Origin of the sequence: Arthrobacter sp. efr-133-TYG-120, from assembly GCF_030209785.1 — a bacterium.
Classification (GTDB): Bacteria; Actinomycetota; Actinomycetes; order Actinomycetales; family Micrococcaceae; genus Arthrobacter.
Genome location: NZ_JARVRI010000005.1, coordinates 219,694 through 233,043, shown reverse-complemented (window position 1 = coordinate 233,043; position 13,350 = coordinate 219,694). Strand labels below are relative to the sequence as shown.

General features: G+C 64.1%; 9 protein-coding genes and 1 tRNA gene. 7 read left to right on the top strand and 3 right to left on the bottom strand.

Annotation, left to right across the window (positions count from 1 at the left end; all coding sequences use genetic code 11):
• Positions 1–38: 38 nt before the first annotated feature.
• Positions 39–917, top strand: coding sequence for an undecaprenyl-diphosphate phosphatase (locus QRN51_RS04395; protein ID WP_284988775.1), 879 nt, complete (start codon positions 39–41; stop codon positions 915–917).
• Positions 918–1,040: 123 nt separating this feature from the next.
• Positions 1,041–1,820: a VOC family protein gene (locus QRN51_RS04390; RefSeq protein ID WP_059388636.1), complete on the top strand. Its 780-nt coding sequence runs from the start codon at positions 1,041–1,043 to the stop codon at positions 1,818–1,820.
• Between the two features lie 134 nt (positions 1,821–1,954).
• Here the strand turns inward: QRN51_RS04390 and QRN51_RS04385 are convergent, their stop codons facing one another.
• Entirely contained in the window at positions 1,955–3,946 is a 1,992-nt protein-coding gene (locus QRN51_RS04385; RefSeq protein WP_284988774.1) for an FAD/NAD(P)-binding protein, read from the bottom strand.
• A 59-nt stretch (positions 3,947–4,005) separates the two neighbouring features.
• Between QRN51_RS04385 and QRN51_RS04380 the strand changes: the two genes are divergently transcribed.
• The 3 genes from QRN51_RS04380 (at position 4,006) to QRN51_RS04370 (ending at position 7,733) form a co-directional block, all read left to right on the top strand.
• Positions 4,006–6,267: a prolyl oligopeptidase family serine peptidase gene (locus QRN51_RS04380; protein ID WP_284988773.1), complete on the top strand. Its 2,262-nt coding sequence runs from the start codon at positions 4,006–4,008 to the stop codon at positions 6,265–6,267.
• Between the two features lie 140 nt (positions 6,268–6,407).
• Positions 6,408–6,495: transfer RNA gene (locus QRN51_RS04375), tRNA-Ser, on the top strand.
• 155 nt (positions 6,496–6,650) lie between these two features.
• On the top strand, positions 6,651–7,733 hold the full coding sequence (locus QRN51_RS04370) for a metallophosphoesterase family protein (RefSeq protein ID WP_284988772.1): 1,083 nt from the start codon (positions 6,651–6,653) through the stop codon (positions 7,731–7,733).
• Here QRN51_RS04370 and QRN51_RS04365 read toward each other — a convergent pair.
• Positions 7,714–9,153 carry an MFS transporter gene (locus QRN51_RS04365; protein ID WP_284988771.1) on the bottom strand — a complete coding sequence of 480 codons (1,440 nt, stop codon included), beginning with the start codon at positions 9,151–9,153 and terminating at the stop codon, positions 7,714–7,716. The two genes, QRN51_RS04370 and QRN51_RS04365, sit on opposite strands and share 20 nt — an antisense overlap.
• On the bottom strand, positions 9,150–11,321 hold the full coding sequence (locus tag QRN51_RS04360) for a RecQ family ATP-dependent DNA helicase (RefSeq protein WP_284988770.1): 2,172 nt from the start codon (positions 11,319–11,321) through the stop codon (positions 9,150–9,152). Before QRN51_RS04360 ends, QRN51_RS04365 begins: the two co-directional genes overlap by 4 nt.
• Before the next feature lie 124 nt (positions 11,322–11,445).
• Between QRN51_RS04360 and QRN51_RS04355 the strand changes: the two genes are divergently transcribed.
• Together QRN51_RS04355 and QRN51_RS04350 are read left to right on the top strand one after the other, a co-directional pair.
• On the top strand, positions 11,446–12,864 hold the full coding sequence (locus QRN51_RS04355) for a phosphomannomutase/phosphoglucomutase (protein WP_284988769.1): 1,419 nt from the start codon (positions 11,446–11,448) through the stop codon (positions 12,862–12,864).
• Positions 12,865–12,891: 27 nt separating this feature from the next.
• Entirely contained in the window at positions 12,892–13,341 is a 450-nt protein-coding gene (locus QRN51_RS04350; RefSeq protein WP_284988768.1) for a hypothetical protein, read from the top strand.
• Positions 13,342–13,350 lie beyond the last annotated feature (9 nt).

Genomic DNA, 13,350 nt, shown 5'->3' with positions numbered 1-13,350 from the left:
TCATCTCGCAGTAACCGGTACTGGCTAGGATCGAGCCCATGATTAATATGATCCAGGCCATCGTCATGGGCCTGCTGCAGGGAATCACCGAGCTCTTCCCGATTTCCAGCCTCGGCCACAGCGTCATCCTGCCCAAGCTCTTCGGTTGGGGCCTGGACCAGAAGGCGCCGGAATTCCTGAACTTCCTCATTGCCACCCACCTGGCTACAGCAATTGTGCTGTTCTTCTTCTTCCTCCGGGACTGGATTGAGATTGCCAAGGGCCTTGGCCGTTCAATCCGGGACAGGAAGATTGCTCCGTCAGACACGTATGCAAAGCTCGGCTGGCTCCTCGTGGTTGGAACCGTGCCTGCGGGAATCATCGGTTTGGTCCTTGAGAAGCCCATCCGGAACCTTTTCGGTTCCCCGCTGATCGCCGCGGCCTTCCTGGTGGTCAACGGTCTGGTCCTTTTTGGGGCCGAACGCCTGCGGACAAGGGACAGCCGCCGTGCCGCGGAGCAGCCAGCCACCGCAACGGCTTCCGACGCCGAAATCGCCACCCTGCCGTGGAAGCGCGCCTTGGCAATCGGAACGGCCCAGGCAGCCGCCCTGATCCCGGGCATCTCCCGCTCCGGCTCGTCCATGGCCGGCGGTTTGCTGTCCGGGCTGAACAACGAGAACGCCGCGCGCTTCAGCTTCCTGCTCGCCACGCCGATCATCGGCGCGGCCGCCGTGCTCAAGCTGCCTGACCTTTTCACTCCGGCCATGGCCGACGAGCGTGGCGTGTTCCTGGTGGGCGCGCTGTGCGCGGGTGTCGCCGCATGGTTCGCTACCAAGTTCCTGCTTCGCTTCTTCGAGACCCGGACCCTGACACCGTTTGCCATCTACTCGGTGGTCGGCGGAGCGATCTACTTCATTTTGATGCTCGTCATGGGCTAGGTTCCGCTAGTGGCATCGAGCGAAGGCATTGAAACTGTCAGAGGCCCCGCATAGGGTTTTGTCTGTCTCCACCACCCACACATGAAACCGTGGAACAACCGCGGTAACGACACAGGAGAAAACATGCCCACGCCTGACATCACCCCCGGCTCACCTTGCTGGATCGACCTGATGACCTCGGACCCGGAGAAGGCAAAGTCCTTCTACAACACGCTCTTCGGCTGGACCTACGAGACCGGGGATCAGGAAAAGTACGGTGGCTACATCACCGCCTCGAAGGACGGCAAGATGGTGGCCGGGATCATGCAGAAGCAGGAAAACATGGGCCAGATGCCCGATGTCTGGTCCACTTACCTGCGGACTGACGACATCAAGGCCACCACCGAAGCAGCCCTCGCCAACGGCGGCCAGGTCTACATGGAACCCATGGAAGTTCCGGACCAGGGAACCATGGCCATGTACGCGGATTCCTCCGGAGCGGCCATCGGTGCCTGGCAGTTCGGCGAGATGAAGGGCTATCAGCTGGCTGCCGAAACAGGCGCGCCGGCCTGGCACGAGCTCTTCGCCAAGGAGTACGACTCGGCCGTTTCCTTCTACCAAAACGTCTTTGGTTGGGAAACCACCGTCGTGGGCGACACCCCGGAGTTCCGTTACACGACGCTCGGTGAGGGCGACAACTCCAAGGCAGGCATCATGGATGCCTCCGGTTTCCTCCCTGCCGAGGTGCCGTCCTACTGGGGCGTCTACTTCGCGGTGGACAAGGTCGATGACACCATCGAGCAGGCCGTCTCCCTGGGCGCCACCGTGGTCCAGGCGGCTGAGGACACCCCCTACGGCCGGATGGCCACCCTGACCGACCCGACGGGTGCGATCTTCAAACTCATCCAAAACCAGGCTGCATAAGCCCAACCGCCAGGCGCAGCCCGCTACCGCCAGAGAGCATGCTCTCCCCCGGGACCGACGAGTGGACATATCAGGCTTATGTCCACTCGTCGGAACCGGCAGGGAGCATGCGCAGTCTTATTGGGGGAACATGCTCATTTTTGGAGCGGAAGTCCGAGCATGTCCCTGGCGATTTCGTCGGCGTCGCGGAGGGTCCGTTGGCCACTCCGATAGCCGCGACCATCGGAAGGCCGGGCCTCGGCGGCGATGGCCGTACCCCATTGCGTGGAAGAAAGCTGCAGGCCGAGGGCGTACATTCCCGGAGTCACGGAACCGTTGGCGCCCACCACGCGGTACGGATGCGGCTGGACATCCAAGCCGGACGTCTGCACCGGCGTTCCCTCGGCAGTCATCATCACCTTGGGCCGCACCAATCCGTCGGCAAGCAACTGCCGCAGGAACGGAGAAACACTCACGCCTACCCGGTTCGCCGGGGACATGGCCTCAATCAGGATCCTGGCTTCCGCGGCGTCGTCGTGCACCCAAGCAGATACCGCCCGGAAGACGCGCTGGGAACGGTCGACGCTGAACCGCGGATCCGGGCCCACAAAACTCACGACGCCGGCACGCGCCAAAGCGGCCAATTGTTCGGCGCGCAGCGCTGGAGGACCGCTCGCGAGCCCCTCAACGAAGGATTCGAACCAGCCGCGCAGCTCGCCCACCCACGATTCGTCAGTGATACCGCCGTCGGCCACGGCGCTCTTCAGGATGGCCCGTCCGGTGTGCAACGCACCGATGGCCATCTTCACGGGATCCGACTCTCCCAGGGCGGAGCGGCGGGCGTCATCGTCCAGATAGTCCGCGACGGCGGCGTCGAGTTCCTTCCTGGACGCGAAGGAATGCCCGGCCAAAGGCGCCGCGAGGCCCAGCAGGTCAAGGCGGCGCGACGCTGCAACATGGGTGGAGACCAACTCGGCGACATGGTTTTCCCAGCGCCCGGTGGCATGCGCGTGGGGCTGCAACAAGTCTTCGAGAGCGGCCAGGAATTCCGTCGCATCAGACACGGCCACGGGCTCGGCCACAACCAGCGTTGAGTAGTAGGCCCACAAGGCGTCGCGATGCAGGAGGGGCCAAAGGTCATGGTCGAAGCCAGGCTGGATACCGGCCGCGGCGAAGCGTTCCACCGCGCTCTCGGTCAGATACCGCAAGCGCACGGACTTGGGATAGTAACCGTCCAGCCCGGCCTTGGCCCGGTACGGAGTGCCGCGCCTGGATGCCGCAATGATCTTCGGTTCCTGGCCCGAAGGCAGGTACCTGAGCTTCCCGTGGAGACCGCCTTCGGCCGGCACGAACTGTCCGCCGCGGCCTTCGGTCAGCTGGCCCATGACGTCGAAGAAATTCAGCCCCATGCCCCGGACCAGGACCGTCTCCCCCGCAGGGACCAACGCCCAGTCCACATCGGCCGGAGCGGCCGGCGGCACATATAGCAGCCCGAGCTCCGCTGCCACCTCCCTGAACGAACGCTGCTCCGGGTTGAGCCGGGACTCAAGGTGGCCCAGCGCGAGGACGAGGGAATCCACGGTGAGCCGAGCGCCGTCGTCGAGTTCGACGTCGAACCCTCCGCCCGCTGGCTTGCCCGGCGAACCGTCCGCCGGGCCTCCCGGCAGTGGATGCGCCGCCACGGCGTTGCTTCGGTGGAAGGCGATCTCCACTCCGGCCGGAACGCGGTCCAGCAGTTCCTCAAGAGTCGAACGGAGATACCGTCCGTAAAGGGCACGGCTGGGAAAGTCGTGGGAGGCGAGCGAGGCAAGTTCGGCCCGTTCCTCGGAGCTCAGGCCTTGACCGCCGACGGACTGCTTCTCCGTCCGCCACTGCTCAAAAGAGCCCCCGGCGAGGGGCGGCGCGAGTCGCTCGTCCTCGGGAATCAGTGTGGGGTAGAACGACTGCGTGTTCATGAGGTAGAGCCGGGACTGATCGGGCTGCCAGACGTGCCCGGGACCGGCGGGATAGGGGTCCACGACGTCGATGTGCAGGGAGCGTGTGTGCGTTTCCGTCGCGACCCAATTGGCGAGCAATCGCTCCAGCACACTGGTGCCGCGGGGACCTGCCCCGATCAGCCCAACCCGGATGTTCTGCGATTTACCCACGCCCAAGCCTAACTTCTTGTGACTTGCTTCCTGCTCAGACAGTCACTCTAGGATGAGGCATGACCACCACAGCAGCTGATCAAGCGCCCGCGCCCGACAACGAAACTGCCCAGGGTACCGCAATCGCCCCCGAACCTGTCGACGAGAATATCTGGCTCGAAGACATTCATGGCGAGGAACAGCTGGCCTGGGTGCGGGAGCAAAATGCCCGCACCGAAGACTTGCTCGACGACGCCGAATACACCGCGCTGGAAGCCGGAATCCTGGAGGTTCTGGACTCCACGGACAGGATCGCCATGGTCAACAAGCGCGGCGAGCACTACTACAACTTCTGGAAAGACCAGCAGAACCCCAAGGGCCTCTGGCGCCGGACCACGTGGGAAAGCTACCTCAGCGACGCCCCGGAATGGGACGTGCTGCTCGACATCGATGCGCTGGCCGCCGCCGAGGGCGAAGAATGGGTTTTCCACGGCGCCAACTTCCTGCGCCCGGCCGAAGGCGAACCGCACCGCCTCGCCATCATCGCCCTCTCCCCCGACGGCGGCGACGCCAACCGCCACCGCGAGTTCGACGTCGAAACCCGCACCTTCGTGGACCCTGCCGCAGGCGGTTTCGACCTTTCGACCGCGAAGGGCAACGTGAGCTGGCTCGACGCCGACACCTTGCTGGTTGCCACGACCGCCGACGGCCTGCCTAAAACCAGCTCGTCGTACGCGCGCACCGGTGTGAAGCTCCGTCGTGGCCAATCCCTGGCCGAAGCCGAGCGGATCTTCGAGATCCCCGAAGACCACATGATGGCGCTCGTCGCCCGCGACTCCACCCCGGGCTTCGAACGCACTTTCGCGGTGGACTGGATCGACTTCTTCAACCGGACCACGTCCGTGCTGCGCGATGACGCGTGGCTGGCCATCGATGTGCCCACCGACGTGAACCTCAGTTCCCACCGCGAATGGCTCATGTTCCGTCCTCGGCAGGACTGGAACGTGGACGGAACCACCTATCCTGCCGGATCCCTGTTGGCCGCCGACTTTGAGGGCTACCTGTCCGGGACACGTGACTTCACGGTGCTTTTCACCCCGGATGAGCACACCTCCCTCCAGTCATGGAGTTGGACCCGGAACTACCTCCTCCTGAACCTGCTGCACGACGTCTCGTCCGAGATCAGGGTGCTCGACCCGGCCCGCAAGGACTCCACCGGCGGGTGGGCCTCCACTTTATTGGATGCGTGCCCGCCGCTCCATGATGTGAACGCCTACGCCGTCGACGACGAGGACGAAGCAGAAGGCGACGACGCCGGAAACGACTACTGGCTCGTCGCTACCGGCTTCACCACCCCCACGACGCTCATGCGCGGCACCCTGTCCCCGGGTATCGCCAGTTACACGCTCGACGCAGGCCACGACGGCGGGGTGGCGAGCACGCACGCGGTAGTGAAGTCCTCGCCGTCGTTCTTCAACGAGGCGGACTACGAGGTCCAGCAGCACTTCGCCACCTCAGCGGACGGCACGCGCGTGCCCTATTTCCAGGTGGCGTCCAAAGATCTGGACCTCGACGGCGAGAACCCAACGCAGCTATCTGGCTACGGCGGGTTCGAGGTCTCAAGGACCCCCGCCTACAGCGGAGCCATCGGGCGCGCCTGGCTGGAACGCCGGAGCGAAGGCATTGCGCCCGACGACGGTTCCGCACCGCATTCACGCGGCGGCGTCTACGTCGTAGCCAACATCCGCGGCGGCGGCGAGTACGGTCCCGCGTGGCACAGCGCTGCCTTGCAGGCGAATCGACACCGCGCCTTCGAGGACTTCGCCGCTGTGGCGCGGCACCTCATTTCGCGGGGCGTCACCAGTCCGCGGCGGCTCGGCTGCGTGGGCGGCTCCAACGGCGGACTGCTGGTGGGCAACATGCTCACCCAGTATCCGGAGCTGTTCGGAGCCGTCTCCTGCGGTGTCCCCTTGCTGGACATGCGCCGTTACACCAAGCTTTCGGCCGGCTACTCCTGGATTGCCGAATACGGCGACCCCGACGTCCCGGAGCAGTGGGAGTACATCCGCACCTTCTCCCCGTACCACCTGCTGCGCGACGGAGTGGACTACCCGGAGACGTTCATCTGGACAGCCACCTCCGATGACCGGGTAGGCCCGGTCCAGGCGCGGAAGATGGCCGCCCGGATGCAGGCAATGGGCATCCCGAACGTGTGGTTCCACGAAGCACTCGAAGGCGGTCACGCGGGAGCCTCGGACAACCGCCAGGCGGCCTCGCTCCAAGCCCGCAGCCAGCACTTCCTGTGGCGTGCGCTTGCGGGCAAGGAGGGTTCACGGCACTAACGCCCTCAACGGTGGAGTGCCCGACGGCGGCCCGCGTCGGGTCCGGCAGGCGGTGGCGCGGCGCCCGACGGCGGCCCGCGTCCCCGTTTTGCACTGGGTGCCCAGTTCTGCGTATCCTTGGTTGGCTAGCAATAGCAACTGGAGACGTGCCAGAGCGGCCGAATGGGCTTCACTGCTAATGAAGTGTGGGGCACAACTCCACCGGGGGTTCAAATCCCCCCGTCTCCGCGTTTTGGCCCCGGTCCTTGGACCGGGGCCTTTTTGCGTTCCGGGGCCTTCAGCGTCCGGTTCTGGCTAGGAAGATTCATGTCTCCGACTCCTTGAATTCAGCTTGCGCCAATAGCCTCGTCCGGGTAAAGGAGACCACCGACGAGGAGAGATTCATGCGTTCAATGACGAGATTCGCGATCGCGACGGTTGGGGCCGTCTTGCTGTCAACCACGTTGCTCACTCCGCCGGCACTGGCGGCCAATGACGGCAACACTTCAGGACAGAATGGCTCCAACGGCAACGGCCGCCAAGGCAATACCGAAGGCTTCAGCTTCGGCGTGATCGGCGATGTACCCTACGGTGCCGCTGAGATCCAAGCCTTCCCGTCCTACATCCAGGACCTCAACGCACACAAGGAACTGAGCTTTGTAGCACACGTGGGCGACATCAAGAACGGGTCATCCCAGTGCACGGATCAGTACTTCGAAGCCATCAAGAAGAACTTCGACAGCTTCACGGCTCCGCTCGTCTACACCCCGGGCGACAACGAGTGGACTGACTGCCACCGAACGAACAACGGCGCCTACAACCCCCTCGAAAGACTGGCCAAGGTTCGGGAAGTGTTCTTCCCGAAGCCAGGTGTCACGCTTGGTTCCCCGATGCAGGTGAAGTCACAGGCAAAGGAAGGCTTCCCGGAGAACGTCAGCTTCCGCAAGCATGAGGTCGCCTTCACTGCCGTCAACATTCCGGGCAGCGATAATTCGATGCTGCCTTGGACAGGACTTGGCCAGAGCCAGCCGACCGCCGCCCAAGTGGACGAGGTACAGCAGAGGACCGAAGCTGACATCCAGGAGTTGCGGGACACCTTCCGCAAGGCGCGGAACAACGGTGACCGGGCCGTCGTCGTGATGACGCAGGCGGACATGTTCGACCCGACAGTCGCAGCCCCTTCGCAGGCGGACTTTGGTGCTTTCAAGCCCCTGGTGCAGACCTTGATCGAGGAATCGAACTCGTTCGGCGGGCCGGTCTACCTGATCAACGGCGATAGCCACGTTTACAACCAAGACCACCCCCTTGCTGCCGGTTCCGCGTGGCTCTCCTTCTACGGGCAGGCCAGAGCAGCGAAGAACCTGACGCGAATCACCGTGGATGGATCCAACAATGCCAAGGACTGGCTCAAGGTCACGGTCAACCCCGAGGAAGCCACGAGCGTCATGTCGTTCGAGCGGGTCCCGTTCACGCACCCGGCTTCGTAGCTTTGCCCACAACACTGCGGCTGACTTCAGCTCCGGCGTGCCGGTGCAGCGTGAGGCTGTCCACTGTGCTCAAAAGCATCACAGCGGCCATGGCCAAGAAGGCGCCACGGTATGCCGAGGAAGGGCCATCGCCGAAGAGAGACACATGATCGAAGAGACGCAAGAAGAGCGCACCCACCGCAATACCCGCACCAGCGGCCAGTTGCACCAGGGTGGCTGACACCGCGTTGGCCGAAGGTAGCTCCCTTGGAACGATATCCGCATATTGCACGGAGGCGTACGCGGAAAATCCGATCGAACGGAAGGCCCCGCTGGCAAGCAGCAAGGCAAAAATCAGGGGCTCCGGAGTCCCTGCGTTGAGCGCTGCACAAGCGGCAAAGGTGACGGCCGAGGCGAAAGAGGCGAAGACCAACACCGGCTTGAAGCCGAATCGCCGAATGATGGGCGTCGTTGCGGGCTTGATGCCTATGTTGCCAATGAACACCGCTGCCACCATGGCACCGGATTTGAGTGGATCCCAGCCAAAGCCATCCTGGAACAACAGCGGCAGCAGAAAGGGCACCGAGCTGATGGTCAGGCGATAGACGAACCCTCCGGTTGACGTGGCCCGGAAAGTGCGCGTGGCGAAAACCCGGAGATCGAAGAGCGGAGCCCTGGCCTTGAGCATCCACCAGGCCGCTCCAGACAAAGCCAATGCTCCGGCCAGCAGCACTGCTGCCGGAACCGCGCCCGCGCCGTGACCGCCGACCCCTTCAAGACCCACCACAAGCGATCCGACGCCGAACGTGGTGAGCGTGAGGCCGAGCCAATCGAGCCGCCGGCCCGCATCGCCCCCCTTGCGCGGAACCAGCCTCAGGGCTGCAACGAACGCAGCAAGCCCCAACGGCACGTTGATGAGGAAGATCCAGTGCCAGGAAAGATACGTTGTGAAAGCTCCGCCAACGAGCGGCGCCAAAACGGGCGCCAGCAACCCTGGCCAGACAAGGAATGCCGTGGCGCGGAGAAGCTCCGACTTGGGCGTGCCCCGCAGCACCACGAGAGTGCCTACCGGCACCATCATGGCTCCGCCGGCCCCCTGTGCCACCCGGCTCAAGGTCAGCAGAGTGAGGTCCTGGCTGGCCGCGCACAGCACCGACGCCACCGTGAAGACGGCGATCGCCAGACAGAAGATCCGGCGTGCGCCAAATCGTTCTGCGAGCCAGCTACTGAGCGGAATTCCCATGGCCACAGTCACCAGGTAGGCGGTCATCGTGATGTTGACATCGGCCGAGACTACTTTGAAGTCGGCGGCGATGCTCGGCATGGCGGTTGTAAGGACTGTTCCGTCCAGGAACTCCATGAAGAAGGTGGCGGCAACCAGCAAGGCGAGCCGTGGCTGCCACTTGGATTCGGACAGGACGTCCGGGGCTGCGCCCGTCACGCCGCTTGGCCGAGGACAAGAGGCAACACCGATCCTGCTCCGGCTTGCCTGAGAGCGCGGCCGGCAACAGTCATGGTCCAGCGGCTGTCCGCAAGGTCATCGACCAGAAGGATGCCTTGGCCGCCGAGCGACGCAAGGTTCTGTCCAAGTTCCGAACCCACCACGAGGCGCTCCCAGACACCGGCCAGCCGGTAGGCGCTGTTGCCGCCGCGCCCGCCAGTTGGTCCGCCGTGCTGGAGTTCGAGGGCTCCCAAATAGGGCATCCGGCCGATTCCGGCTATGCCGCGGGCCAAAGACTCGACCAACGCCGGCTTATTCCTGGACGGGATGCTCACGACGGCTGCCGGACGCCCTTGGCCGCTCCACCCGGTGGATCGGCCGTCTCCGGCAGACCATTCGCGCAAAACCTGCACGCAAGCCTGCAACATGGCAGGTTCAACCTCGCGGTCAGCCGCACCGGCGGCAAAGAGCTCACGGAGGGCACCGCCCCAGCCGAGGTCGGTCAGGCGCGCCAACACGCGCCCTTCGGCCAGCAATTCCTCCGGTTTGATCTTGCCTTTCACCGCCACGCCCAGCCGGTCCATCCCGCTGGGCCATTGAAGCCGTGGCTCGAGCGCAAGGCCCGCCCGGCGAAGCGTCTGCCCGGCGGCGTCGGCGGCGGCTGCTGCCACGTCCGCCGGGAACCACCTGCCGGCGCAATTGTCGCAGCGGCCGCACGCACGCGCGGACTCGTCGTCCAGGACGGCGGTGATGTATTCCATGCGGCATCCGGCGGTGTCCTGGTAGATCACCATGGAATCCTGCTCGTCCACCCGGGCCTCGGCGATGCGGGCGTAGCGTTCGGCGTCATAGATCCACGGACGTCCCGTGGACTTCCAGCCACCGCCCACGCGCTCCACCGCTCCATCCACGGCCAGGACCTTCAGCAGGAGTTCCAAGGGAGTCCGGCGCAGGTCCACCCGCGCTTCGAGTGCCACGGTGGACAAGGCAGAGCCGGCTTCGGCCAAGACGGTAAGTACGGCGGCGGCCTTCTCCTCGGAGGGCATCGAAGCAGTGGCAAAGTACTGCCAGATCTCGCGGTCCTCGGATCCGGGAAGAAGGAGCACATCGGCGTTTGCGGCGCCACGACCGGCACGGCCGACCTGCTGGTAGTAGGCCACCGGCGATGAGGGGGCGCCAAGGTGGATGACGAATCCGAGATCCGGTTTGTCGAAGCCCATGCCGAGCGCCGAGGTGGCAACGAGCGCCTTCACCTGGTTGTCCTTGAGCAGTTGCTCGGCCCGTTCACGATCCGCGGGGTCCGTGCGCCCGGTGTAGGACAAAACGTTGTGGCCTGCCTCGGAGAGCAGCCGGGCGGTGTCTTCAGCGGCCGAAACGGTCAGGGTGTAGATGATTCCGCTGCCTGGCATGTCTGCCAGATGGGTCAACAACCAGCCAAGGCGATCGCGCGAATCGGCGAGCTTCAAGACACCTAGCCGCAAGGACTCCCGGCCAAGCTGCCCGCGGATGGTCAGCACTCCGGCGCCGAGCTGCTCTTCGATGTCATGGACCACCCGGGAGTTTGCTGTGGCCGTGGTAGCCAGCACGGGAACACTCCCAGGCAGTTGCTCGATAAGATCGGAGATGCGCCGATAGTCGGGACGGAAATCGTGCCCCCAGTCCGAAATGCAGTGTGCCTCGTCAATCACCAGGAGACCGGTACGGCGGATGAGCTCGGGAAGCTGGTTCTCCCGGAACGAAGGATTGGTGAGCCGCTCCGGCGAAACCAAGAGAACGTCCACTTGGTCCGCGGCTAGTTGCTCCCGGACGTTGTCCCACTCAAGCTGATTGGCGGAATTGATCGCCACGGCCCGCACTCCGGCACGTGCGGCCGCTGCCACTTGGTCCCGCATCAGCGCGAGCAGGGGCGACACGATGAGGGTTGGCCCTGCGCCCCGGCGCCTCAACAACAACGACGAGACGAAGTACACGGCCGACTTGCCCCAGCCCGTCCGCTGCACCACCAAAGCCCGCCGTCCGGCGTCGACGAGGGCCTCAATCGCCTCATACTGGCCGTCGTGGAATCGGGCGTCCGCATTTCCCACAAGCTCCTTCAGTACTTCAAGGGCCTGCAGCCGGGTGGTGGACTGTTCTGCTGCGAGTAGGGCAGCATCCGGGTTGTTGGGCATGGCTTCAGTATTCCAGCACCCGCAGACAGCCAGAACCCGGAACGTCATCTATGTGGACAAGCGTTTTCCACATAGATGAGGTCCCGGCGCGGCGACGACCTCGCTCCACAGTAAGATTGAGCGCGTGACTAGCGAGCAGAACAAGACATTTGACCTCTCGGCTTCCTTCAAGGCCTATGACGTCCGGGGAATCGTCGGCGAATCCATCACCTCCCACATCGTGGAATCCGTCGGCGCGGCCTTCGTCGACACCCTCGGCCTCGCCGGGGAAATTGTGCTGGTTGGAGGCGACATGCGCCCGTCGTCCCCTGAATTCATCAAGGCTTTTGCCGACGGCGCTGCCCGCCGCGGCGCCAATGTCCAACTCCTGGACCTCATCTCCACCGACGAGCTCTACTACGCTTGCGGTGCCCTCAATGCGGCCGGCGCGACGTTCACCGCGAGCCACAACCCCGCCGAGTACAACGGCATCAAGATGTCCAAGGCCGGCGCCCAGCCGATCTCTTCCGAAACAGGCCTCAAGGAAATCCAGGCGCTGGCGGAGAAGTACCTCAATAGCGGGAGCATCCCTGCTGCGGATGTACAGGGCAAGATCAGCACCCGCGATGTCCTGAAGGACTACTCGGAGTACTTGCGCAGCCTGGTTGACCTCAAGGGCTCCCGTCCGCTGAAGATCGTCGTCGACGCCGGAAACGGCATGGCCGGGCTGACCACTCCCGCGGTCCTTGGTGACCAGCTGCTTCCGGCCCTGCCTTTCGAGATTATTCCCCTGTACTTTGAGCTGGACGGTTCCTTCCCGAATCACCCGGCCAATCCGCTTGAGCCCGAAAACCTGCGCGATCTTCAGGCCGCAGTCATCGAGCACGGTGCGGATATTGGCCTGGCGTTCGACGGCGACGCCGACCGTTGCTTCGTGATCGACGAAAAAGGCGAACCAGTGTCGCCGTCTGCCATCACGGGGATGGTTGCGCGCCGGGAAATCGCCCGTGCACAGGCTGCAGGCGAAGAGACCCCCGTGATCATCCACAACCTGCTGACCTCACGGGCAGTCCCGGAACTCGTGGCCACGGACGGTGGCAGGGCCGTGCGCACGCGTGTGGGGCACTCTTTCATCAAGGCTGTCATGGCCGAAGAAGGAGCCGTCTTCGGCGGCGAACACTCGGCGCACTTCTACTTCCGCGATTTTTGGAACGCTGACACCGGCATGCTTGCGGCCATGCATGTGTTGGCCGCATTGGGCGAGCAGGATGGCCCGCTGTCCGAACTTGGCCGCCAGTACGAGCCCTATGTCTCTTCCGGTGAAATCAATTCCGAAATCGAGGACAAGGCAGGAGCCATTGAGCGGGTCCGGGCCGATTTTGATGGCGAAGACGTGGACGTGGACACCATGGACGGCAGCACCTTCACTGCGAAGGACGGTAGCTGGTGGTTCAATCTTCGTCCCTCCAACACGGAGCCTTTCCTACGCCTGAACGCCGAGGCGAAGGATGTTGCCACCATGGAAAAGGTCCGGGACCGTGTCCTTGCACTGGTCAGGGCCTAGCCGGCAGCCGCGAAGGCGAGCAGCAGCATGAACTCCATCGACGGCCTCGAAAGCACCAAGGAACTCGAACTCCGCGAAGTGCGTGAAACCCTTGGGGCCGCCCTGGCGACGGCGCAGGAACACCTTGAACAAAACGGTGGCTTCCTGCCCTTCGCCGTCACGCTCGCCGAGGACAACGAACTTCGGATCGTCTTCGTAACGCCCGGAGAGCCGGACGACGAGGGAAACGTCGACACGGAGTCTATGCTGGCAGACATCCTCGAATTGCTTCGCCAGGGCCGTGACGAATACCGCGCGGTGGCGATTACGAGCGATGTCATCCTGCCGGAGCACGGCTCGGACGGGATTCACGCCGCGGCCGAGCATCGCAGCGGCGGCCTCCTCGCGGCCGTTGTCCCCTATGCCAGGACCGCTGAAGGCTTCACCTTTGACAATGCCGAAGCTGACACCAATGAACCCCTTGTATGGGTGGACTAGACCTTACTC

Bases quoted from the DNA above. Each gene is read 5' to 3' on its own strand.
- QRN51_RS04395 (WP_284988775.1), top strand. From the start codon at position 39: ATGATTAATATGATCCAGGCCATCGTCATGGGCCTGCTGCAGGGAATC.
- QRN51_RS04390 (WP_059388636.1), top strand. From the start codon at position 1,041: ATGCCCACGCCTGACATCACCCCCGGCTCACCTTGCTGGATCGACCTG.
- QRN51_RS04380 (WP_284988773.1), top strand. From the start codon at position 4,006: ATGACCACCACAGCAGCTGATCAAGCGCCCGCGCCCGACAACGAAACT.
- QRN51_RS04370 (WP_284988772.1), top strand. From the start codon at position 6,651: ATGCGTTCAATGACGAGATTCGCGATCGCGACGGTTGGGGCCGTCTTG.
- QRN51_RS04360 (WP_284988770.1), bottom strand. From the start codon at position 11,321: ATGCCCAACAACCCGGATGCTGCCCTACTCGCAGCAGAACAGTCCACC.
- QRN51_RS04350 (WP_284988768.1), top strand. From the start codon at position 12,892: ATGAACTCCATCGACGGCCTCGAAAGCACCAAGGAACTCGAACTCCGC.